General features: G+C 40.8%; 21 protein-coding genes. 18 read left to right on the forward strand and 3 right to left on the reverse strand.

Going from position 1 to position 23092, the window contains the following annotated elements; translation table 11 throughout:
* Positions 1-75 precede the first annotated feature (75 nt).
* The 18 genes from DW096_RS01470 (at position 76) to DW096_RS01555 (ending at position 17893) form a co-directional block, all read left to right on the forward strand.
* On the forward strand, positions 76-1884 hold the full coding sequence (locus DW096_RS01470) for an aminotransferase class I/II-fold pyridoxal phosphate-dependent enzyme (RefSeq protein WP_118930797.1): 1809 nt from the start codon (positions 76-78) through the stop codon (positions 1882-1884).
* A gap of 5 nt (positions 1885-1889) precedes the next feature.
* Positions 1890-2975, forward strand: coding sequence for an NAD/NADP-dependent octopine/nopaline dehydrogenase family protein (locus DW096_RS01475; RefSeq protein ID WP_118930796.1), 1086 nt, complete (start codon positions 1890-1892; stop codon positions 2973-2975).
* 198 nt (positions 2976-3173) lie between these two features.
* Positions 3174-4607: a lipopolysaccharide biosynthesis protein gene (locus DW096_RS01480; RefSeq protein ID WP_118930795.1), complete on the forward strand. Its 1434-nt coding sequence runs from the start codon at positions 3174-3176 to the stop codon at positions 4605-4607.
* Positions 4608-4618: 11 nt separating this feature from the next.
* Entirely contained in the window at positions 4619-5350 is a 732-nt protein-coding gene (locus DW096_RS01485) for a CDP-alcohol phosphatidyltransferase family protein (RefSeq protein ID WP_118930794.1), read from the forward strand.
* A gap of 447 nt (positions 5351-5797) precedes the next feature.
* Positions 5798-6634, forward strand: a complete 837-nt coding sequence (locus DW096_RS01490; protein WP_133303544.1) for an O-antigen ligase family protein — start codon at positions 5798-5800, stop codon at positions 6632-6634.
* Positions 6603-7427, forward strand: a complete 825-nt coding sequence (locus DW096_RS01495; RefSeq protein WP_118930792.1) for a glycosyltransferase family 2 protein — start codon at positions 6603-6605, stop codon at positions 7425-7427. Before DW096_RS01490 ends, DW096_RS01495 begins: the two co-directional genes overlap by 32 nt.
* Positions 7428-7510: 83 nt before the next feature.
* A complete protein-coding gene (locus DW096_RS01500) occupies positions 7511-8719 on the forward strand; it encodes a glycosyltransferase (protein WP_118930791.1) in 1209 nt (402 codons plus the stop codon).
* A gap of 4 nt (positions 8720-8723) precedes the next feature.
* Positions 8724-9869 carry an N-acetyl sugar amidotransferase gene (locus DW096_RS01505; RefSeq protein WP_118930790.1) on the forward strand — a complete coding sequence of 382 codons (1146 nt, stop codon included), beginning with the start codon at positions 8724-8726 and terminating at the stop codon, positions 9867-9869.
* An 18-nt stretch (positions 9870-9887) separates the two neighbouring features.
* A complete protein-coding gene (locus DW096_RS01510) occupies positions 9888-10961 on the forward strand; it encodes a polysaccharide biosynthesis protein (RefSeq protein ID WP_008663517.1) in 1074 nt (357 codons plus the stop codon).
* Positions 10962-11061: 100 nt separating this feature from the next.
* Entirely contained in the window at positions 11062-11283 is a 222-nt protein-coding gene (locus tag DW096_RS01515) for a hypothetical protein (RefSeq protein ID WP_005829183.1), read from the forward strand.
* On the forward strand, positions 11280-11684 hold the full coding sequence (locus tag DW096_RS01520; RefSeq protein ID WP_022400851.1) for a putative toxin-antitoxin system toxin component, PIN family: 405 nt from the start codon (positions 11280-11282) through the stop codon (positions 11682-11684). The genes DW096_RS01515 and DW096_RS01520 overlap by 4 nt, the downstream gene beginning before the upstream one ends.
* A 40-nt stretch (positions 11685-11724) precedes the next feature.
* Positions 11725-12873, forward strand: a complete 1149-nt coding sequence (locus tag DW096_RS01525) for a capsular polysaccharide biosynthesis protein CapF (RefSeq protein ID WP_120028649.1) — start codon at positions 11725-11727, stop codon at positions 12871-12873.
* 25 nt (positions 12874-12898) lie between these two features.
* Entirely contained in the window at positions 12899-14080 is a 1182-nt protein-coding gene (gene wecB, locus DW096_RS01530; RefSeq protein WP_118930789.1) for a non-hydrolyzing UDP-N-acetylglucosamine 2-epimerase, read from the forward strand.
* Between the two features lie 9 nt (positions 14081-14089).
* Positions 14090-15322: a glycosyltransferase family 4 protein gene (locus tag DW096_RS01535; RefSeq protein ID WP_005829176.1), complete on the forward strand. Its 1233-nt coding sequence runs from the start codon at positions 14090-14092 to the stop codon at positions 15320-15322.
* Positions 15323-15395: 73 nt separating this feature from the next.
* Positions 15396-15587, forward strand: coding sequence for a hypothetical protein (locus DW096_RS01540; protein ID WP_005836975.1), 192 nt, complete (start codon positions 15396-15398; stop codon positions 15585-15587).
* Positions 15584-15904: a hypothetical protein gene (locus DW096_RS01545; RefSeq protein ID WP_005829173.1), complete on the forward strand. Its 321-nt coding sequence runs from the start codon at positions 15584-15586 to the stop codon at positions 15902-15904. Before DW096_RS01540 ends, DW096_RS01545 begins: the two co-directional genes overlap by 4 nt.
* A 9-nt stretch (positions 15905-15913) precedes the next feature.
* Positions 15914-16894 carry an NAD-dependent epimerase/dehydratase family protein gene (locus tag DW096_RS01550; protein WP_120028650.1) on the forward strand — a complete coding sequence of 327 codons (981 nt, stop codon included), beginning with the start codon at positions 15914-15916 and terminating at the stop codon, positions 16892-16894.
* 51 nt (positions 16895-16945) lie between these two features.
* Positions 16946-17893, forward strand: coding sequence for a glycosyltransferase family 4 protein (locus DW096_RS01555; RefSeq protein ID WP_117887369.1), 948 nt, complete (start codon positions 16946-16948; stop codon positions 17891-17893).
* Between the two features lie 14 nt (positions 17894-17907).
* On the opposite strand, the gene DW096_RS01560 is transcribed toward DW096_RS01555, so the two are convergent.
* From DW096_RS01560 to DW096_RS01570, 3 genes are all read right to left on the reverse strand, one after another.
* Positions 17908-19338, reverse strand: coding sequence for a hypothetical protein (locus DW096_RS01560; protein WP_057087617.1), 1431 nt, complete (start codon positions 19336-19338; stop codon positions 17908-17910).
* Positions 19339-19532: 194 nt separating this feature from the next.
* The gene (locus DW096_RS01565) at positions 19533-21656 is read right to left on the reverse strand and encodes a S9 family peptidase (protein WP_120028651.1); all 2124 of its coding nucleotides are present in this window, start codon (positions 21654-21656) and stop codon (positions 19533-19535) included.
* A 37-nt stretch (positions 21657-21693) separates the two neighbouring features.
* On the reverse strand, positions 21694-23025 hold the full coding sequence (locus DW096_RS01570; RefSeq protein ID WP_118930788.1) for an MATE family efflux transporter: 1332 nt from the start codon (positions 23023-23025) through the stop codon (positions 21694-21696).
* Positions 23026-23092 lie beyond the last annotated feature (67 nt).

A 23092-nucleotide genomic window follows, 5' to 3' on the forward strand; every position in this document is an offset into this window, starting at 1 on the left:
GTTGAGTGCTTACTAAAAGAGAGATAATTGTTAAGACGTTTTTTCTTCATGTAATACATTAAAATTCAAAAAATAATGCAAGCAATTATTTTAGCTGCTGGTATGGGCAAACGCCTTGGAGAATTAACCAAGGATAATACTAAGTGCCTGGTTAAGGTAAATGGTATATCATTAATAGATCGTGTTTTAACGCAACTTTCTGTAATAAATCTTTCAAGGGTTATTATAGTGGTAGGCTATCAAGGGAAAAAATTGCAAGAATATTTAGGTGATTCATATAAAGGAATTACGTTGAAATATATTGAGAACCCTATTTATGATAAGACTAACAATATTTATTCTTTATCATTAGCTAAGCAAGAGCTTCAAGAGGATGATTCTTTACTGATTGAATCTGATTTAATATTGGATGACACTCTCTTTCCGATGTTGATAGAGAATCCCTACCCCAATCTTGCATTGGTAGCTAAATATGAAACTTGGATGGATGGAACTATGGTATGCATAGACAAAGCGAATAATATTACGAACTTTGTATCTAAACGGGCTTTTAAATACAACGATGTGGATTCTTATTATAAGACAGTAAATGTCTATAAGTTTAGTCGTGAGTTTTCTTCTTCGCAATATGTGCCTTTTTTAGAGGCTTATACCAAGGCATTGGGCAACAATGAGTATTATGAACAGGTTTTGCGAGTAATTACGTTGCTTGACAATTGCCCGTTGAAAGCCCTTCCTCTTGATGGCCAAAAGTGGTATGAGATAGACGATGTGCAGGATTTGGATATTGCCGAGACTATCTTTAGCGATGAAGATAACCAACTTCCCCTTTTTCAAAAGCGTTATGGCGGGTATTGGCGTTTTCCCGATTTACTGGATTTTTGTTATCTGGTCAATCCGTATTTTCCTCCGAAGAAATTGAAGGAAGAGTTGAAGGCCAACTTTGACGTTCTGCTTAGTGAATACCCTTCGGGCATGAGAATCAATTCATTGCTTATTTCCAAGTATTTCCATATTGATAAAAAATACACAGTGGTGGGCAACGGAGCGGCTGAACTGATAAAGTCGTTGATGCGCCGTCTGGATGGAAAGGTGGGGGTGGTATTCCCTACATTTGAGGAGTATCCTAACCGTTATATTGAAGAACGCTTGGTGAAGTTTGTCCCACAGAATGAGAACTTTTCTTATTCTGCATCAGACTTGAAGGAGTTCTTTGCGAACAAATCTGTTTCCACGCTTCTCTTGATAAATCCGGATAACCCTTCCGGAAATTTCATCCCATATGCCGATTTGCTTTCTTTGGTTGAGTGGACCGGGGAGCACGATATCAGGTTGGTGGTGGATGAATCTTTTGTGGATTTCAGTGTGGGATATGAACGGAATACTTTGTTGCACAACGATATACTTTCCCGTTATCCTCATCTGGTGGTGATGAAGAGCATTTCAAAATCTTACGGCGTTCCGGGACTTCGGTTGGGGGTATTGGCTTCGGCAGACAGTGGTTTGATTGATTGGATGCGGCAAGATGTGGCCATTTGGAATATCAATTCTTTTGCCGAGTTCTACATGCAGATATTTGGAAAATATGAAAATGACTACAAACGGGCATCCCGTCTTTTTGTAGAGGAGCGTACGCGTTTCCAACAAGAACTTGCTGCCATTCCCTGGCTTCGTGTCATTCCTTCACAGGCTAATTATTTTCTCTGTGAGGTGCAAGGCAAGTATAGCTCCAAAGATTTGATGAGGTTACTGCTGGTGAGACACAATATATTTATTAAAGATTGTGCTTCCAAATTCGGATTTGAAGGAAAGAATTATATACGGATAGCCATCCGTAACAGTGTTGATAATAATAAATTGATTGAAGCTTTAAAGAAAATATAATTGCGATGATAAATGTTTGTATTTGTGGTGGAGGTTCACAAGGCCATATCTCTGCCGGAGTGATAGGTAGTAATCCTAATTATGAAGTTAATATATTGACAAGAAAACCCAATTTGTGGTCTCATAATTTTAAAACAGTAAATTTGGATGGAAAAGAATACATCGCAAATTTGAACATGATGACAGATAATCCAGAAGAAGTGATATCGGTGGCTGATATTGTATTGATATGTTTGCCCGGTTATGCAATTTGCGATGGATTGAAGAAAATAAAGCCATTTTTGCAAAAAGGCACATGGGTTGGCAGTGTGTTTGGTGGCTCTGGTTTTTTTCTGGATGTTCAGAAAATCTTGGGAACTGATACAAAATCTTTTGCTCTCCAGCGTGTACCTTTTACGGGACGTTCATTGGAATATGGACATTCTGCCAAACTAAAAGGGTATAAGCCTTATTTGAAGGTGGCGACAATGAATATTGATAATTCGGATGAGGTAGTAAGAATTCTGAATGAGTGGTATTCTACGCCGGTATATAAATTGTCTCACTATTTGGAAGCAACCTTAAGCAATAGTAATCCCTTGTTGCATCCTTGCCGTTTATATGTGTTGTTTAAGGACTGGACACCGGAAAAAGTTTATCAAACCATTCCTAATTTATATGATGTTGATTGGGACGATGAATCATCGGCCTTGTGGGTTGCCTGTGATGATGAATTGAGCGATGTTATTTCTCATTTACCGATTAATCGGACTGAAATACCTACTGTCTTGGAATATTATGGATGTAATGATGTAAAACAGTTGACGAAAAAGATGCAGTCTATTGTTCCTTTTAAGGGGGTACAGCCACACATGATTGAAGTGGAAGGGGGATATCAGTTAGATAATCATCACCGCTATTTTATAGAAGACATACCATATGGTCTTGTATTGATAAAATCATTTGCTGAATTGGTTTCAGTTGAAACACCGAATATAGATAAGGTGCTTTATTGGGCACAAAATCTTATGGGGAAGGAGTATTTGGTGAATGGCAGGCTTGTAGGCAGAGATATTGATGAAGCGTGTGTATGCGGTGACATAAAGTTATAAGACTAATCCATTGGTGGAATTGACTACTTAAATGTATCTACTACAAGTCTAGGATATATCAGAAATTTTAATCTTACTATAGTTGTATTTTTTACTAAAATATGGTAAGAAAATAACATCAAAGAGGTTGTTTGTCTGTTCTACTATCAATACATAGAAAAGAATATTAATCTGATTTTTGAATGTAGTTGTTGCTTTATGTCTTTAAGTTCAAAAGTTCTCTCTGGTACAATTTGGGCATCGTTTGACAAGTTTGGTACAGTGCTCTTGCAATTTTCTGTCAATTTGGTGTTGGCACGATTATTGACCCCTTCAGATTATGGCTGTATCGGAATGCTTGCTATTTTTTTGGTAGTTTCCCAAGTATTAGTTGATGGTGGTTTTGGTAGTGCATTAATCCAAAAGAAAGAGCCAACGCAAGCAGACTATTCTACGATTTTTTTCTGGAATCTTTTTTTTGCCTGCTTTTTGTATGGTACTTTGTTTTTGTTATCCCCTTGGATAGCTTCATATTTTAAGATGCCATTATTAAGTGATGTCTTAAAGGTCTTAGGCATTATTTTGATAATAAATTCTTTGGGTATTATTCAAAATAACAGGTTGCGTAAGCAATTGGCTTTTAAGAAAATATCATTAGTTAATATCTCTTCTTTTTTTATAGCTTCTTTAGTAGGCATTTATTTGGCATATCGGGGGTGGGGAGTTTGGAGTTTGGTTGCTATGCAATTGACCAATGCTTTGGTGAACGCCAATATGTTGTGGTTGGTGACTCGTTGGCACCCTTCTTGTATATTCTCTTTCGGTACTTTGAGGGAACTTTTTAAATTTGGGGGCTATCTTTTAGCTTCTAATATATTGCAGGAAATATGCAAAAACTTGCAGGGGCTGATTATAGGCCGTAAATTCTCTTCTACAGAAATGGGACTTTATTCGCAGGCAAAAAAACTGGACGATGTAGCTTGTCTGACATTGCCTAATGTGATAATGCAGGTGATGTTTCCTCTTTTTTCACAGTTGCAGAATGATTTGAAGCAGATGAAAAATACATTGGATATGAGTATTCAGATTATTTCTTTTGTAACTTTTCCTTTGATTGCAATACTTATTTTGGTAGCTCATCCTATGATTTGTTTTTTGTATGGGAATAAATGGGAGGGGGCTATTCCTTATTTCCAGATTTTGTGTGTGGGAGGATTGTTTGCTTGCTTGCAAAATGTAAATTACTATGCAGTAGCTGCTTTGGGCAAAAGCAAACCTCTTTTTAGGTGGAGTTTTTATAAATGGGGTATGCTTTTTGTTCTTTTGCTTAGTGGCATGCATTGGGGGATACATGGCATTTTGTGGGGAATGGTGATTAGCTCATTGAATATTTATGTGGTGAATGCATTGCTGGTATCAAAGTGTTGCCATTATCCGTTTGTGGAACAATTGAAGAGATTGTTTCCCATATTTTGTTTGTCATTTTTAGTAGCGGTATTTGTTCAGTTATTCAATCGGTGGATATTTTTACCTTTTGGAGTAAATATTGTGATATATATTACTATCTATATGATGATAGCTTGGAGAATGCGAATAGAAGCATGGAAAAATTGTTCTGTATTGTTTAAAATATTGCGAAAAATAAATGATTAAAAATAATTCTTATGAAATCGTATATAGATGTTGTAAATGAGATAAAAAACTTGTCTAAATCAAGAATTACGAATATTAGAAAAGGAATGTTGGCAGGTCATATGTGCAGACCATTGTCTCCCTATCTTTCTGCTATGTTTATAAAGAAGGGAATTTCCCCTAATACAGTGACTCTAATGATGATAGGGTGGGGAGTACTTGGAAGCGCATTGTTTGCGATTCCTTGTTTATGGTGTAAAATAGCGGGATATATATGCTTTTATTTATGGTTTACAATGGATTTATGCGATGGAGAGGTTGCTCGTACGACAAAGCAATTTTCTAAATACGGTAAAGAAATGGATTATATGGCTCATTTAATTTGTCATCCTTTGATGAATATAGCTATGTGGATAACTTATTTGCAAGCAGATAAGTATGATGCGACAATGCTGGCTTGTATTTTTATAACTATAATATCAGTGGAGCTTGTGATGCGTAATCTTATTTCATTTGATTCTTATTTGGGAAATGTGGATGAAAATAGTGCAAAGCAGTCACTTCCCAATTATTTTCGATATTTGATAAATCAATCAATATTGTATCCTAATTTTATATTAGTATTTACTTTGTTTGTTATTTGGGACTATTTCAATGATTTTGTTTGTCAGACAATCTATCTGTTGTTGTTATGGACTGTGTGTTTTTTGTTGGTGGTTTTGAAAGAGTATTATAAAAGACTAACATTTTATTATGAAAATTAGTTTGGAACTTTATTTTGATTAATAAAAATCTTTATCGTGTTTCAATTTTGTCGCATATTAGGAAAATATATTGGATATGTTCTAATAGGACTTATGTTGATTTTCCCTTATAAATATCAAGGGATAAAAGCAATACTTTTGTTTCTTTTACTATTATCTCCTTTTTTTCAAAGGAAAGAAACTATTGTAGTATCTAAAAAACTATTAATATGGGGATATGTTTATGTGTTTTCTAATTTGTTTTCAATATGTTACGGTGTTTTCCTTTCTAATCCGGCTCCTTATGTATACGTATTAATTTATTGTTTATGGCCATTAATATTTGTATACCTGACTTTATTGATATCAAAATCATATTTCTATTCATTAATTTCTTGCATGAGATATTGCCTATTTGTGATATTGATAATGGGAATATTTGCATTTTTAATGTTCAATCTAACTTTAATGAAAGAAGGAGAAATTTTAGGGTATGATGCAACGATACGCCCTGGTTTCCCTTTTATTGCAATATCTGGAGGAGCGGTAACAAGTGTTATCTTTTTATATTTTTTTTTCTTCTCTCTTTTTCTCGTCACAAGAAAGCTTGTTAAGCTTGATTGGATAAATATTACACTTGGTGTATTTTATATCTTCTTTACCTCTAGACGTGTCATTTTTCTGAATTTTTTTTTGGCTTTTTTCTTTGTTTTTTTATTGATACGTTTTTTGAATCAAAACAAGAGAACAGAACTGATAACTGTTTATAAAAAGAAAGTGGGTTTTATGTTCTTCATTTTATCAATAATTGTTGTATTTTCTTTATTTTATGGTCTTGTGGATTTTGAGGCGATAGGAGATTTTTTAGATAATACCATTGGAAATGATAATAATGATCCCCGAATTGCACAATTTGAATCTTTAATAGCCGGTTGGGTAGAAAAACCTTTGTTGGGAAATGGTACAGGGGTTAATGCTAGTGTGATTCGTTCTGATATACCTGGTACATATGAGCTCTCTTATATAGCTATGTTGTTTGAAAGAGGTATAATCGGTATGTTAATATTTGTAACGCAATATTTGATTTTAATGTTTTGGAGTATACAGGGTTTGAAAAAATCGATTGTAGAGTGTAGATATGTTTTGTCTTTAATAGTAGCAGTGAATTTATTTATGATTGCAAATGCTACTAATCCCTATTTAGGTGCATTTGATCATATTTGGTTTCTCTTTCTGCCTATTGTAATAATAAATCTTTCTAAAGATAATAAAAATGAAAATTTGTGTCTTAATAAGAGTTTATGACCGTATAGAAGATTTGCGTTATAATCTTGAAATTATAAAAAACACATGGAAAAAATACACTTATGATTTAGTCGTTGTTTCAAACGGAAAAGATAAAGGGTATAATGTAACTGAAGATATATACAGAAAAGCTGATAAGGTTGTTGTTTTAGAAAAAAATGCAGGGCATTTAAAAGGAAATTCTCAGCTTTTATTAGAAGGTATGAATAGCATTGATGTTACTGTATATGACTACTTAATTATATTGGAAGCTGATACATGGTTGTATTCAGATAAATTGATTGAGAAATATGTCGGCAAATTGAGTGTGAGTAGTGCAGTTTGGGCTAGTGCAAGATGGTATGATCGCTTTTATTCGTTGGCGACAGATTTTGCCATCATAAAATCTTCTTTTTTAGAAAAGCATACAGAAATTTTTGATTTTGAAACATACCCCGAATGCAAAGTTTGTAACTATTTGATTCACTTAGGCTATTCATACATATTGATAAAAGAAAATATGAATGTGCAATTACCAAGTTATTTAAAAAGAATGCCTTTTGCTCCTAAGGGGCGTTTTTATGCATATCCCATTTCTCAAATGGTAACTCATCATATTGAAGATATCAGAGGAGGAATTGGAGCTAAGAAAAAGTGTTTTAATATAGTAGCATGTTGTAATTATTTTAATGAGATGAATTTACCATGTGTCTATATATATATGGCTAATTTGTATATGCGGCTTATACATTTATGCGATAAATGTTTGTTACGTCGCTCATGGTATTCCAAAAGAAAGTTGTTGAGTGTGTAAGTAGACTATAAAATATACTAAAAGTGCAGGCAATAATAATGTGGTGGTAATTTGATTTTTTTATTCAAATATTTATTTTATAAATGAAGCTCTTTCAAATAGATACATGTTTAGGAGTTGGATCCACAGGTCGGATTACGGAAGATATTAGTACGTTAATGACAAATTTTGGATGGGATTGCTATATTGCACATGGTGCACGATATGTTGGAGCAAGCAAAATGAAATCTGTTCAAGTGGGTTCAATATGGGAAGAATATATGCATTTTGCAAAAAGTTTTTTGTTTGACGAACATGGCTTAGGGACGATAGTAGGAACGAAAAAACTAATTTGCAAAATTGAAAATGTGAAACCTGATATTATTCATTTACATTGTATACATGGGTACTTTCTGAATTATAGATTATTATTTGAATATTTAAATGCTAAAAATATTCCTGTCGTATGGACTTTTCATGATTGTTGGGCTTTTACAGGACATTGTGCGTATTTGGGAGATTGTAATAAATGGGAAACAGAAGAAGGTTGTAGAAATTGTTCGTTAACGAAGACTTATCCGCAATCTATAATTGATAAATCAAGAAGAAACTATAATTTAAAACGTGACCTATTTGTTGCTAATAATAATTTGCATATTGTAGCAGTTTCAGAATGGTTGACTTCCTTAATAAAAAAGTCCTTTTTCAAAGAGAAAGATATAAAAACTATTGTCAATGGAGTTAACACAGATGTTTTTCGTTTTCGTCCAAATAGAATAAAACAGAGATTGAAAATAGAAGATAAAAAAATGTTACTTGGTGTTGCTAGCACATGGGAGGAAAGAAAGGGACTTATAGACTATTATAAATTAGCTGATATTTTGCCAAACAAGTATCAGATTGTTCTTGTAGGTCTTACTCCTAAACAAAAAGATTCTCTTCCTAACAATATTATAGGAATAACTCGAACAGATAATTGTGATGAATTAGTTGAATATTATTCTGCAGCAGATATTGTCATGAACCTTTCATGCGCAGAAACATTTGGATTAACTACTGTAGAAGGCTTTGCTTGTGGTACGCCTTCCATTGTATATGATGTGACTGCAAGTCCTGAATTGATATCAGAAGAAACCGGCTTAGTAGTCCCTGTTGGAGATGTTAATGCTGTTTGTGAAGCGGTAGAAATGTTGTCTGCTAAAGATAAATCAATGTATTATGAGGTTTGTAGAAATCGAGCAGTGATGAAATATGACAAAAATAAGCGGTATATAGAATACTTAAATTTGTATAATAAATTACTTAATAAATAAATGTATGGCTATTGAGGGTTACCAAGTATGTACCCATTGTGTAATGGATACAACTGATTCTAATCTGACTTTTGATGAAAATGGTGTATGTGACAGGTGCCGAGAGTATGAACAACATATATTACCTTGGTGGAATCACGGTAAAGGTCACGAAGCTGAATTAGAAGCCATTTTGGAACAAGTAAAAATCTCCGGGAAAGGTAAAGAATATGATTGTATTCTGGGACTCAGCGGAGGAGTGGATAGTTGTTATATGTTGCACCTCGCTGTCAAGGAGTGGGGACTTCGTCCTTTTGTGTTCCATATTGATGCTGGTTGGAATTTACCTATAGCAGAGGAAAACATAAAAAAACTTTGCGACAAACTGAATGTCCACCTTCATATTCAAAAATTGGATTTTGAAGAGTTGAAGCAGATGCAGATTGCATTCTTTAAGACAGGACATGCTGCTTTGGATACACCTCAAGACCATGCTTTCATTGCTCAAATAGATAAATATTCGGAGGAATTGGGTGTGAAATACATTTTGAACGGATACAATATTTGTACTGAAATTATTGCAGACCCAGAATCTTGGTTTGATGGTGCAGGACCTACGGCAGATAAGACCTATGTAAAAGATGTATTAAAAAAGCACGGTAATGTGAAAACTAAAAATTATGTTTATACGACAGGGCTTAAACACAAATTTATTCTTCCGTACATAAAAGGAGTGAAAACATTACAACTATTGAATTATGTCCCATTTACAAAAGCTGAAATGATTGCTACTCTTCAACGTGAATATAATTATCAGCCTTATGGTCAGAAGCATTTTGAAGACTTGCTAACTAAATTTCTTGAAGCTTGGTGGCTTCCTACTCGGTTTGGCTATGATATTCGTAGGGCGCAATTATCAAGTTTGATTATTACAGGACAAATGAGCCGTGAAGAAGCTCTTGAAATTTTAAAGAATCCTCCTGCTTCTGATGAGGAGTGTAAAAAGATGTTTGATGAAGTGGCAGAGAAACTGGCTATTAGTAAGGAAGAACTAATGTCATATCATAAATTGCCGAAAAAATACTTGCACTATAAGAATAATGCCTGGGCATTTAAGATTGGCATTAGACTTTATCAACTATTGGGATTGGATAAAAGAATTAGAAAATAGGAAAAATATTAGTGAGTTATGTCTATATTCAAGGACAAAGTTTTATTAATCACCGGAGGCACCGGATCTTTTGGTAACGCTGTATTGCGTCGTTTTCTTGATAGTGACATCAAAGAGATCCGTATTTTTAGCCGTGACGAAAAGAAGCAGGATGATATGCGTCATCATCTGCAGAATCCCAAGGTGAAGTTCTATATCGGCAATGTCCGTGACCGCCAGTCTGTGGACGGTGCAATGATGGGAGTGGATTATGTATTTTCCGCTGCTGCTCTAAAGCAAGTTCCGAGTTGTGAATTTTTTCCTTTGCAGGCCGTGCAGACCAATGTGATCGGTACGGACAATGTACTGGAATCCGCCATAGCGCATGGTGTAAAGAATGTGGTAGTGCTTTCTACCGACAAGGCCGCCTATCCCATCAATGCCATGGGTATCAGCAAGGCCATGATGGAGAAGGTTGCCATAGCCAAGGGCCGTGCGTTGGGTGAGGAAGCCGGTACGACCATCTGCTGTACCCGTTACGGCAATGTGATGGCAAGCCGCGGTTCTGTAATTCCTTTGTGGGTGGAGCAGATAAAGAACGGCAGGCCCATTACGGTAACGGACCCCAACATGACCCGCTTCATGATGACGCTGGACGATGCCGTAGATCTGGTAATCTATGCGTTTGAGCACGGGCACAACGGTGACTTGTTCGTGCAGAAGGCTCCTGCCGCCACCTTGGATGTACTGGCGCAGGCCTTGAAGGAAACATACGCGCAGGTTGATCCGAAATACGGTGAGACGGAGGTGAAGACCATCGGTACGCGCCACGGCGAGAAACTGTATGAGACACTGGTAACCCGCGAGGAGATGGCAAAGGCTGTCGACATGGGCGACTACTACCGCATTCCCTGCGACACCCGTGACCTGAACTATGACAAGTTCTTCACGGAAGGCAATGAGGATATTGCCCGTATAGAGGACTATCACAGCCATAACACCGCCCGCCTGGATGTGGAGGGCATGAAAAAGCTTCTTTTGAAACTCCGTTTCATCCGCGAAGACCTCGGGATGGAGGAAAAGGCGAAGAGTGCGGAAATCAAGAGTGAATAAGTCTTTAATTTGAATAATACAACAGGAAAGAAAGAGGGAATGTATTGTTCCTTTAGAAAAAAAAACTATCTTTGCCATATTGAAACTAATAATTGAGAATATGGCAGCAACAGTATTAAATTCAGTTCAACAACATCTTTTGAAGATGTTTGCTTTTGATGGTTCGGAGGAGCGATTGAATGAAGTTAAAGAAGTGTTGACCAAATATTTTTCTCAGAAGTTAGATGACCGCTTGAATGACTTATGGGATTCGGGAGTTTTAAACCAAGAAAAACTTGATGAACTGAGAAAAATTGATGTCCGTACACTTCCGAAGAGATGAATAGAATTGTATTAGATACAAATAGCCTGATACAGTGCATTTCTCCCAAAAGCAGGTACCGTAAGATTTGGGATTGCTTTCTGGATGGAACGAATCAGTTATGCGTTTCTGATGAAATTCTTAATGAATATGAGGAAATTTTAGAACGTTTGGCAGGTGTGGAAATAGCCAAGCTGGTGATTGATGTCATTCTCAATAACCCTTACACTTTGTTCTTTACTCCTTATTATAACTTCAATCTGATAAAATCAGATCCGGATGATAATAAGTTTGTGGACTGTGCAGTTGTGGCTAATGCCAAGTTTATTGTTACGGAAGATCATCATTTTCATATATTGAAGCAATATAATTTCCCAAAAGTAAGTTTTATAGGTTTGGATGATTTCTGTCATTCACTATGAATATCTTCTCTTTTCTGTGACAAACAGAACCCATTAGTTTATGAAAATCTTAGTAACCGGCTCCCGAGGGTTTGTCGGCCGGAACCTTGTATCCCAGCTGCACAACATCCGTGACGGGAAAGCCCGTAATTACGGCATTGCGGGTGAGGAACTTGCCATCTACGAATATGACATGGACAGTGACCCGGCCGAACTGGATGTCTATTGCAGACAGGCTGACTTTGTCTTCAATCTGGCGGGCGTAAACCGTCCCAAGGATGCGTCTGAGTTTATGAAGGGGAACTTCGGCTTCGCCTCCACGCTGCTTGATACATTGAAGAAGCACGGCAATACCTGTCCGGTAATGATTTCCTCTTCCACGCAGGCCGCACTCGACAACCCTTACGGTGAATCGAAACGGGCAGGGGAGCAACTGTTGTTCGAGTACTCCAGGGAAACGGGTGCAAAGGTACTGGTGTACCGCTTCCCGAATGTTTTCGGCAAATGGTGCCGCCCCAACTATAACAGCGCGGTGGCCACTTTCTGCAACAACATCGCCCATGACTTGCCCATCCGGGTGAACGACCCTTCGGTGGTGATGCATCTGGTTTACATAGACGATGTGGTGGACGAGCTTATCTCTGCCCTGAGCGGCAGGGAACACCGCAACGGGGATTATTGCGAAGTGCCCGTAGTACATACCATTACCTTGGGCGGCATTGTGGAACTGATAAGGTCTTTCAGGCAAATGCCCGGTACCTTGTCCGTTCCGGATTTGAGCGATGCCTTTACAAAGAAACTCTATTCCACATACCTCTCATACCTGCCTGAAGAACGGTTCAGCTATCCCCTGAAGATGAATGTGGACGACCGCGGCAGTTTTACAGAGATTATCCGTACTTCCGACTGCGGGCAGTTCTCGGTGAACATCTCCAAGCCGGGCGTTACGAAAGGCCAGCACTGGCACCATACCAAGAACGAGAAGTTTGTGGTGGTGAGCGGGCACGGTCTGATACAGCTCCGCAAGATAGGTACGGAGGAGGTTGTCAGCTTCGAGGTAAGCGGCGGGAGGATGGAGGTCGTGGAGATGATTCCCGGTTATACGCACAACATTGTCAACCTTTCGGAAACGGAAGACCTGGTGACTTTCATGTGGTGCAACGAGTGTTTCGACCCGGCACGTCCGGACACTTATTTTGAAAAAGTCTGAAACGAGTTAAAGAATATAGGAACAGATGGATATAAAATTGGATTATTCGCAAGTCAGGTTTCAGGAGAACGGCAGACTGAAACTTCTGATTATAGTGGGCACCCGTCCGGAAATCATCCGCCTGGCGGCTGTCATCAACAAATGCCGCAGTTATTTTGACTGTCTTCTGGCCCACACCGGCCAGAATTACGACTATAACCTGAACGGTGTCTTCTTCCGTGACCTGAAGCTGAAAGCCCCCGATGTGTATATGGATGCCGTCGGTGATGACCTCGGTGCCACGATGGGGAATATTATCAACGCCAGCTACAAGCTGATGGTGCAGGTGAAACCTGATGCTGTGCTGGTGTTGGGAGACACGAACTCCTGCCTGAGCGTGATAGGCGCGAAACGTCTGCATATCCCCATCTTCCATATGGAGGCAGGCAACCGCTGCTTTGACGAGTGCCTGCCTGAGGAGACCAACCGCCGTATTGTGGACGTCATTTCCGATGTGAACCTCTGCTATTCGGAGCATGCCCGCAGATACCTGAACGCTTCGGGCGTGGCGAAAGAACGTACATACGTAACCGGTTCGCCCATGGCGGAAGTCCTGCATGAGAATTTGTCCGAAATAGAGTCTAGCGATATTCACCAGAGATTGCATCTCCAGAAAGGTAAATACATCCTGCTCTCCGCGCATCGGGAAGAGAACATTGACACGGAGAAGAACTTCCTGTCCCTTTTCAGCGCGGTTAACGCTATGGCCGAGAAATATGACATGCCCATACTTTACAGTTGTCATCCCCGTAGCAGGAAACGTCTGGAATCAAGCGGCTTTGCACTTGACAGACGTGTGATTCAGCATGAACCTCTCGGTTTCCACGACTACAACTGCCTGCAGATGAACGCCTATGCCGTTGTGAGTGACAGCGGTACTCTGCCTGAGGAGAGCAGTTTCTTCACTTCTGTGGGGCATCCTTTCCCTGCTGTATGCATCCGTACCAGTACGGAGCGTCCCGAGGCTCTTGACAAGGGTATCTTTGTCCTTGCCGGCATTGATGGGAAATCCTTGCTTCAGGCTGTAGATACTGCCGTGGAGATGAATAGGAATGAGGACGATGGCCTGCCGGTGCCCAATTATACGGATGAGAATGTATCGGCCAAGGTTGTGAAGTTGATTCAGAGCTATACGGGGGTGGTGAACAAGATGGTTTGGAGAAAATAATGGTGAGACATGCCTAAGAAAATCTTGATACATAGCCTGATTTTCAGTCCGGATGGAGTTTCGACAGCCTATCTTTATAATGATATTGCTCTGAAATTCCAAGAAAACGGTTATGAAGTATTGGTATTGACAACTACGCCTCATTACAATGTTGTGGAATCACAACTGGCAGTACAACCTCTGAAATGGAAGGTTTGGGGGATTTGTAAAGAAAGCTGTTTTCATGGAATCAGAGTTCTTCATGTACCCCAGAAGAAATTCAGAAATACATTTCTGCGTGTCCTGGGATTTGTCTATTGGCATATTATCTCTTTCCTGATTGGTTTGTTCCAGAGAAATATAGATGTCATACTGTCACCTTCCCCTCCTTTGACTATCGGTGTAATAAACATTTGGCTGGCGAAAATCAAGGGATGTAAAACCATATATAATGTGCAGGAAATATATCCTGACATCTTGAAACGAAAGGACGGGCTTGTTATAGAACAGCTACGTAGGATGGAACGGTATGTTTATAATAACTCAACGGCCGTAACGACAATAGACCAGGTTTTTTATAATGTAATAGCCGGAAGGTTTAAGGATAAGTCCAAGCTTTGTATAATACCTAATTTTGTAGATACAGAATTGTATAATTCTCAAGGTGGAAATGTAGAATGTCTGAATCCCCATTTTTTCCCTGCCACAGATTCTTTGAAATTACTTTATGCCGGGAATATTGGTTATGCCCAAGATTGGGAGCCCTTAATTTGTCTGGCAGAAAAGACGAAAGGGGTTTCCATTGAATACTTTATAATCGGTGAGGGAGTCATGAAACCCGTTCTTGAGGAGAAAGTACGTGAGTTGGAGCTGGATAATGTGCATATTTTGCCCTATCAGCCCAGAAGTTTGATGCCGTCCATTCTTGCCTATTCAGACATCCAGTTTATTTTCATGAACCCTGAGATGGAGATGCAGGGATTCCCTTCCAAGGTTTATACAATCATGGCATGTGGTAGGCCTTTATTGGTCTGCTCGGGAAAGGATACGCCTATCATCAACTTCCTGCAGGAACATGGCTGTGCAAAATTGATTACAGAGAAGAGTTTGGAAAAGAAGGTGGGAGAAATGGCGGACTGGCTGAATTCCGTCTCAAAAAGCGAACTGGCTTTACTGGGTCGAAATGGTGTAGAGGTGATTAAGCGATTATATTCCAAGGATGTGGTAACTCAAAAATATGTAGACTTAGTTGAAGCTTTATGAACATACGATATTTATCAATCAATTATTAGGATATCTTGATATTCCCGGGTATCTTTGTAGAAAGATTGGATTCATGAAGAAGAACAAGCCATATAAGGAACAAGAACCGATGGTGCCGAATGTTGGTGAACCGGTAGTTGTATATACGGGTAATGAGAATAATCCGAATATCGTTACGGAAGGACGTGATGACATTAGGCATGCTATTTCCGGTGAAGAATTATTGGATAGGCTTTGCCCTCGTATAAAGGCTTTGTTTGGATGAGAGTCGTATTCGCTCCCGAAGTAGAGGAGGATTTGTATGGGCTTATAAAAATACTTGTTGAGAAGGAGTATTTGGGTACTTATCCTTTTGCTATTTCTTATGTGGAAGAACTGATAGCTGATATTCAACAGAACATTCATTCTAAATTAAAAAAGAAAGCGCCCGCTTTTTTTGAGCGTTATGGTAAGGATATGTATTACATCACTTATCAACGTAATTCTAATACGACGTGGTATATTTTCTTCTCTGTCATCGGAGATACTTATTTTATCAAATACATAACCAATAACCACGTTTCCGGTCAGTATATTTTTTAGCATATTTCAATGAACATACTCGTCACTGGAATCCACGGCTTTGTGGGTTCCAATCTCGTTGTTGCCCTAAAGGAACGTCATAGCCTTTACGGGCTGGATATTGTCGCTCCTGAAAAGGAGGGGGTGGTAAAGACTTTTTTCTGGAAGGATATCGAACCGGCTTCTTTTCCGATGCGGAATCTTCCTGAATTCGATGCCATTATTCATCTGGCTGGTAAAGCCCATGATACGAAAAACCGGTCCGCAGCCCAATCCTATTTTGATATTAATACGGGATTGACTCAAAAGATATTTGATTTCTTTCTGGAATCGTCTGCGAAGAAGTTCGTATTCTTCAGTTCTGTGAAAGCCGCTGCAGACAGTGTGGTGGGTGATATGCTGACTGAAGATGTGGTGCCTGCTCCGGTAGGGCCTTATGGGGAAAGTAAGATAGCTGCCGAGAATTACATCCTTGACAAGTTGAAGGTTGAGAATGGGAAATTGAAAGCTAATCCTTATGATGACAAGCAGGTTTATATCCTGCGTCCCTGCATGATTCATGGTTCCGGCAATAAAGGCAATCTGAATCTTCTTTATAATGTGGTGAGGAAAGGCATTCCCTGGCCTTTGGGGGCTTTTGAGAACAGGAGGTCTTTTACTTCGATAGACAATCTTTGCTACGTGGTGGAAGGGCTGTTGACTAAGGAGGTGGGGAGTGGTATCTACCACATGGGAGATGACGAGGCCTTGTCCACGAATGAGCTGATAGCTTTGATGTGTCGGGCTTTGGACCGCAAGCCGCATATCTGGAAGATAAACAGAGGACTGATGGAATTCTGTGCCCGGCTTGGGACTCTGCTCCATTTGCCTTTGAATACAGAGCGTCTGCGCAAGTTGACAGAGAATTATGTGGTGAGTAATGCGAAGATAAAGGCTGCCCTGGGAATTGACAGAATGCCGGTGAGGGCAGAGGAGGGGATAGTGAGAACGATAAAATCGTTCTCAAATTAAAAGTTAAGAATTAAAAATTGATAATTAAAAATTAAAGAGGAAAATACTGTTATGTATTATCTGTTAATATTGGTTCTGCTGTTTTTGGCAGAACTTTTTTATTTTAGAGTGGCTGATAGGTACAATATCATCGACAAGCCCAATGAGCGGAGTTCCCATACGAAAGTGACTTTACGCGGTGGTGGGATTATTTTCTATTTCGGAGCGTTGGCCTATTTCCTGACGAGTGGCTTTGAATATCCTTGTTTCCTGCTTGCCTTGACACTGGTGACGTTCATCAGCTTCGTGGACGATATAAAATCCACCGGACAGATGACAAGGCTGCTTTTTCATTTCTCTGCTATGGCTATGATGTTTTATCAGTGGGGACTGTTCTCCTTGTCCTGGTGGTGGATAGTCATAGCCTTGATAGTCTGTACGGGTATCATCAATGCCTACAACTTTATGGATGGCATTAACGGCATAACCGGTGGTTATTCTCTGGTTATTCTTGCTGCGTTGGCCTATATCAATAAGGAGGTTGTTACTTTTGTGGAAGCGGATTTCATCTATACCGTTATCTGTTCCGTTCTAGTTTTCTGTTTCTTCAATTTCCGCAAGCGTGCCAAATGCTTTGCCGGTGATGTGGGTTCGGTGAGCATTGCCTTTATCCTTCTTTTCCTGATAGGCAGGCTCATCATTGAAACGGAAGATTTCAGTTGGATTGTCCTTTTATCCGTTTATGGTGTGGATAGTGTACTGACTATCATTCACCGCCTGATGCTTCATGAGAATATCGGGCTACCGCATCGCAAGCATCTGTATCAGATTATGGCGAATGAACTGAAGATTCCTCATGTCATAGTCTCTCTGGCCTATATGACAATACAGACTTTTATAATAGTAGGATATATTTATTACCAACGGTATGGCTATATCTTCTTGATAGGGTGTATCTTACTGTTGAGCGCAATATACGTACTCTTCATGAAAAAGTATTTTTCAAGACATATCTCTTGAATTACTGTCTTCCATTATACAATTTCCACGGTCACCTGAATACCCAAAGCTTTGGCAATACGCTCGATATCACGCTTCTTTGTTTTTGTATTGCTGCAGGTCATAAGAAACCGTCCGTTGCCTAATGGTTTTTGAGCGCGCTGGTATTTCTCATGAAGTGTGTTTGATATCAAGGGAATCTTGCATACCTTGATATTTAAAGATTGCACTTGTTCCACACCTACTGTCATCACAAATTGCCGGAAAGTCTCGGCTGCTTGTGTTTCTTGAATTACTTTCCCATTACCAAAAGTAATCTTTAATCGGGATATTGGAGTATTGCTTTCCGTATCATTGGTTACTTGGTACAGTTTCTTTGCTGCTTCAAGAAATCTTGGAAATAATGTTCCCCACTGGTTGTTGACAACAATTTTTGTTCCGTCTGCCAATAAAATAACTTCATCAGGCTTAAGAAAGTAACGTTTCTTTAAATCGGGATGAGATTTGATTTTTTCTTGGACTTCTATCAAGGTACGTATTACACCCAATGCTTTACTGTGTAAATTGGATGGAAAGACTTTTTCCAGTTCAACATAGTTTATGTTGGGATGGTCTTTGATATAGTGCTTGATTACTTCCAATACAAAACGTCTTTTGACATAGAAGTTGATTCCATCCAATGAGAATTTTGTATGGTCTTTGGAGTCACTTTCTTTATAGTCGTTTTGTGAGTTTTTAGATGTTTGCCTCGTTTTAAGTTGTAATGAAGGGAGAATGCTCTTATTTTCGTAATGTACTGTAAGCGTAAGATTGGCAAATTCTTCATTAATGGCGGATTCCTCAAATCCTTCAGCTGTAAACTTGTCTTTGAGCAACGAAATCATATTCTTTACCCCATTGCCTTCGGATAAGAATTCTGACACCCTCCTATGCAGATTATTACGCGCTTGGATTTTTTTATATTGCTCATTACAGAATGTTTCTATTTTTTCCAGATTGAATTTGTCGTAGCTCAATAAGTCACAGATGATGGAACCATTTGTATCTTCTTTTTTAATTTCCGCTGTAAATACACAAATGGGATTCTCTCCATCATTGGGAATGTCATAGTAAAGTTGTATCTTTTCTCCTATATATAATCCGACATTAAGTTTCAGTTGGCGCATATACGACATCAACTGATTTTCTTGCCTCTCATTTTGTATATTAGACGGACGTTTTATTTCAATTGGGAGTACGGGGGATTGTGTATCATGTTCGTTCTTTCGCCAAAGTACAATGTCCGGGCGTATGGAGTTACTATTGCCTATCGGTAATGTATACTGGGATACCATTGTTCCATTGGTCTTTTTCCATCCAAGAAATTTCAAGCAGTTCTCTATTTCCCGCTGGTAATCACCTTCTACCGAATTTGTTTCAAAATACGGTATCAGTGTTTCCACAATCTCAGGCCAATTTTCATTCATCTTTTATCGGGTTATATTAGGACATATTGTTTACACTTCTTCGGAGTGTGCATAAAGCAAATGTATTGACTTTATTTGAACTGCCCAAATTATAGTCATAAAAAATGAATCGGGCGGTGTACGATAAAAACAAATAATCCCGGATTCTTGACAAAGAGTCCGGGATTATTTGTTTTTATTGTTTTTGAGGGGCTTTACTTAGCCGGCTTCAGCCATTTGTCCAGCCATTCAAAGAAGGTACGTTGCCACAGCACGCCGTTTTGAGGCTTCAGCACCCAGTGGTTTTCGTCCGGATAGATAAGCAGTTCGGCAGGAACGCCACGCATCACGGCTGCATCGAAGGCGGCCATTGCCTGGTTGGCAAGGATGCGGAAGTCCTTCTCTCCGTGGATGCAGAGGATAGGGGTGTCCCATTTGTCGACGAAGAGGTGCGGGGAGTTGGCGAAAGTGCGTTGTGCCGTAGCGTTGTTCTTTTCCCAATAAGCACCGCCCATATCCCAGTTGGCAAACCATTTCTCTTCCGTTTCCAGATATTGCATTTCCATGTTGAAGATACCGTCGTGTGCGATGAATGCCTTGAAGCGTTTGTCATGGTGTCCGGCAAGCCAATATACGGAGAAACCTCCGAAGCTGGCGCCTACGCAACCCAGGCGGTCTTTGTCGACGAAAGGTTCCTGGGCCATTTCGTCAATGGCAGTGAAGTAGTCCTTCATGCACTGGCCGCCATAATCACCGCTGATGGCTTCGTTCCACTCTACACCGAAGCCCGGAAGACCACGACGGTTGGGAGCTACGATGATATAGTCGTTTGCCGCCATAATCTGGAAATTCCAACGGTAGCTCCAGAACTGGCTGACGGGACTCTGAGGACCGCCTTCACAGAAGAGGAGGGTGGGGTACTTCTTGTTAGGGTCGAACTGTGGAGGATAAATCACCCAGGTCAGCATCTGCTTGCCGTCGGTGGTCTTCATCCAGCGGGCTTCCACCTTACCCATCTCCAGCTGGTCGTAAATCTGCTTGTTTTCTGTGGTCAGTTGCACTGCTTCTGCAAAAGCGTCGCCGTTGCGTGCACTGTTTACGGCATAGATTTCGTCGCCCATGCTCATGGAGTGGCGTTTGGCGATAATCTTGTCTCCGCAAAGGGCAAGCGAAGCATAGTCGTACATGCCGTCGGTGAGCCGGGTAAGCTTGTCGTTTCCGGCAAGGTCGATGTTGTAAATCTGTGTCTCGCCATGCCATACACCGATGAAGTAGATGCTTTGGGAATCTTTGTTCCACAAGAAGGCGTCCACGTTCGATTCGAATGCCTTGCTTACAAAACGTTTCTCGCCGGTCTCGAGGTTCATGATAAACAAGCGGTTCAAGTCGGCTTCGTAGCCGTCACGCTCCATGCTCTGCCAGGCGATGTATTTGCCGTCGGGAGAGTATTGGGGATTCGTATCATATCCCTTGTTTTCTTCCGTGATGTTTTTGGTTTCCTTGGAGGCAAGGTCGTAGATATAAATGTCGGAGTTGGTGGAAATGGCATACGCCAGTCCGGTTTTCTTACGGCATGTATAGGCCACCTTATCAGAAGACGGGCTCCATGCCAGCTGCTCGATACCGCCCCAGGGCTTCATCGGGCTTTCGTATGGCTCTCCCTCAAGAATATCAGTGACATTGCTGATGGCATTGCCGTCGAAATCGGCAACGAATGGATGGGGAGCAGTAGTCACCCATTCGTCCCAATGCTTGTACATCAGGTCGGTAACGATGATGCCGGTAGCTTTAGGAAGGTCCGGATGTTTGTCTGCCGTACTCTTCACGGTCTTTACCTGGGCAATGAAAAGGAGTTTCTTGCCGTCGGGCGAGAAAGAGAACCCTTCGATGTCTCCCTCGTATTGAGTCAGCTGCTTGCGTCCGCTGCCGTCGGGATTCATTTCCCATACCTGGCTGCTGCCGCTTTCGTTGCAAAGGAAGGCAAGCTTCTTGCCGTCCTTAAACCACGTGGGCTGTCCTTCTTGCCAGGCGTCATGCGTTATCTGGGTATTGTCACTACCGTCGGCATTCATGACGAAGACTTCGCTGTTACTCTTGTTCTGGGGCACGCTGTAATAGGATACCGTGTAGGCAATTTGCTTTTCGTCGGGGGATACGGCCACACTGCCGATGCGTCCCATCGCCCAGAGTGCCTCGGGTGTCATACGCTTTCCTTCAATCTTGATGTCCGACCGCTGGATGAGCGTTGCTGCGTCCTGCTGCTGTCCGGCATCTTTTGTGCCTCCGCAAGAGGCCAATGTCATGGCTGCTGACATAAGTAGTAGATTTACTTGTTTCATATATGCTTTTTGTTTCAGTTATTTCAATGCAAAGATACTAAATTTTCCTTCCTTGCCAATTCCCACGTTTGATATATAGCCAGCAGAAAATGAGAATAAAGCTGGAATAAACCATTTCCGAGGTCCAGCAGATGGCCACGTCGAGTTGCAGAATCAGAATAATGTAGGTGATATAGGCTGTGTAGATGACCAGCGTTGCCAGCTCCATGCCCAATGCAGTACGCGTATTGCCGGTTCCGGAAACTGCCTGGAAATAGACATTGGCAGGAACCAGGAACAGATAGGTGGAGCACATCACCCAAAGCGAATGCACGGCAGCGTCCTGCAGGTCGGGTATGTCGGTATAAATTCCCAGAATCAGCTTGGGGAACACCGCGAAAAGCAATGCCAGCGGAAGTACGAAGACGTAGGCTATGCGTACGTGCTGCCGGATGGTGCCTGCCACGCAATCGGAGTGGCCTGCACCGATGAGATTGCTGACCAGTGACCCGCAGGTAGAGGCAAACGCCATGAGTACCATGAACAGTATGCCGGACACGTTGCGGACAATGTTGGTCACTGCCAGCGAGCGCTCTCCCAAATGCTCCACATAAAGGAAGAAAAGGAACCAGGTGGAGAGGGAGAAGAAATTCTGTATCATGGTCCAGAAAGAGACGTTCAGCATCCGTTTCAATACGTCCAGCCGGAACTTAGGAATACGATCCAGCCCGTACTTGCGGCAGTCGATGCGGCTGCGGGTATAGAGGATGAAGAATAACAGCGAAACCAGCTCGGCCAGTGAGGAGCCGATGGCGGCTCCGGCAATGCCGAGCGCTGGGAAACCGAATTTACCGAAAATCAGGATATAGTTGAATACGACATTGCTCAACACCATGACGATGGAGTTCAGTGTCAGTGTCTTGGTCTGGGTGGTTCCCAAGAAAAAGGCACGGAACATGACTGCGCTGAACGAGAAGAAGGCACCGAATACACGCCAATGCAGGTAGCTGGTGGCTGCTTCGTAGATATGTTCCGAAGCGACGATGCGTTTCAGGATAATCGGTGAGAAGCAATAGGATAGCAGGAACATGACTGCCGCCATTCCGACTTGGAAATAGATGCCCTGATAGAACAAGTCACCGATTTCCTTATACTGCCGTTCGCCGTTGCGCCGGGCAATGAGTATCTGTGCCCCGATGCTGAAACCGAAGGCAACCATGAAGATGACCATGTAGAAGACACCGGCGATGGCAGATGCTCCCAGTTCGACTTCGCCCACACGCCCGAGGAAGGCAGTGTCCGTCATACCTATCAGTTGCTCCATAAGGAGGCTGATTAGGATGGGGTAGGCTATAAGCCAGATCTGTTTGTAGGTGTATTTAGTCTGCATAATTTAGAGTCTGTGAATTTTTTCGTTGGTGTAAGGATAAGAAAGCCGGGCAAATGTCATTGTCCGG

The organism is Bacteroides sp. AM07-18 (assembly GCF_003602695.1).
Taxonomy (GTDB): domain Bacteria; phylum Bacteroidota; class Bacteroidia; order Bacteroidales; family Bacteroidaceae; genus Bacteroides; species Bacteroides uniformis.

What these genes read in the sequence shown, in the direction of transcription:
- DW096_RS01515 (WP_005829183.1), top strand. Translation starts at nt 11,062, where the DNA reads ATGGCAGCAACAGTATTAAATTCAGTTCAACAACATCTTTTGAAGATG.
- DW096_RS01525 (WP_120028649.1), top strand. Translation starts at nt 11,725, where the DNA reads ATGAAAATCTTAGTAACCGGCTCCCGAGGGTTTGTCGGCCGGAACCTT.
- DW096_RS01520 (WP_022400851.1), top strand. Translation starts at nt 11,280, where the DNA reads ATGAATAGAATTGTATTAGATACAAATAGCCTGATACAGTGCATTTCT.
- DW096_RS01570 (WP_118930788.1), bottom strand. Translation starts at nt 23,025, where the DNA reads ATGCAGACTAAATACACCTACAAACAGATCTGGCTTATAGCCTACCCC.
- DW096_RS01490 (WP_133303544.1), top strand. Translation starts at nt 5,798, where the DNA reads ATGAAAGAAGGAGAAATTTTAGGGTATGATGCAACGATACGCCCTGGT.
- DW096_RS01555 (WP_117887369.1), top strand. Translation starts at nt 16,946, where the DNA reads ATGTATTATCTGTTAATATTGGTTCTGCTGTTTTTGGCAGAACTTTTT.
- DW096_RS01550 (WP_120028650.1), top strand. Translation starts at nt 15,914, where the DNA reads ATGAACATACTCGTCACTGGAATCCACGGCTTTGTGGGTTCCAATCTC.
- DW096_RS01535 (WP_005829176.1), top strand. Translation starts at nt 14,090, where the DNA reads ATGCCTAAGAAAATCTTGATACATAGCCTGATTTTCAGTCCGGATGGA.
- DW096_RS01505 (WP_118930790.1), top strand. Translation starts at nt 8,724, where the DNA reads ATGGCTATTGAGGGTTACCAAGTATGTACCCATTGTGTAATGGATACA.
- DW096_RS01500 (WP_118930791.1), top strand. Translation starts at nt 7,511, where the DNA reads ATGAAGCTCTTTCAAATAGATACATGTTTAGGAGTTGGATCCACAGGT.
- DW096_RS01485 (WP_118930794.1), top strand. Translation starts at nt 4,619, where the DNA reads ATGAAATCGTATATAGATGTTGTAAATGAGATAAAAAACTTGTCTAAA.
- DW096_RS01510 (WP_008663517.1), top strand. Translation starts at nt 9,888, where the DNA reads ATGTCTATATTCAAGGACAAAGTTTTATTAATCACCGGAGGCACCGGA.
- DW096_RS01495 (WP_118930792.1), top strand. Translation starts at nt 6,603, where the DNA reads ATGAAAATTTGTGTCTTAATAAGAGTTTATGACCGTATAGAAGATTTG.
- DW096_RS01560 (WP_057087617.1), bottom strand. Translation starts at nt 19,338, where the DNA reads ATGAATGAAAATTGGCCTGAGATTGTGGAAACACTGATACCGTATTTT.
- DW096_RS01565 (WP_120028651.1), bottom strand. Translation starts at nt 21,656, where the DNA reads ATGAAACAAGTAAATCTACTACTTATGTCAGCAGCCATGACATTGGCC.
- DW096_RS01475 (WP_118930796.1), top strand. Translation starts at nt 1,890, where the DNA reads ATGATAAATGTTTGTATTTGTGGTGGAGGTTCACAAGGCCATATCTCT.
- wecB (WP_118930789.1), top strand. Translation starts at nt 12,899, where the DNA reads ATGGATATAAAATTGGATTATTCGCAAGTCAGGTTTCAGGAGAACGGC.
- DW096_RS01545 (WP_005829173.1), top strand. Translation starts at nt 15,584, where the DNA reads ATGAGAGTCGTATTCGCTCCCGAAGTAGAGGAGGATTTGTATGGGCTT.
- DW096_RS01540 (WP_005836975.1), top strand. Translation starts at nt 15,396, where the DNA reads ATGAAGAAGAACAAGCCATATAAGGAACAAGAACCGATGGTGCCGAAT.
- DW096_RS01470 (WP_118930797.1), top strand. Translation starts at nt 76, where the DNA reads ATGCAAGCAATTATTTTAGCTGCTGGTATGGGCAAACGCCTTGGAGAA.
- DW096_RS01480 (WP_118930795.1), top strand. Translation starts at nt 3,174, where the DNA reads ATGTCTTTAAGTTCAAAAGTTCTCTCTGGTACAATTTGGGCATCGTTT.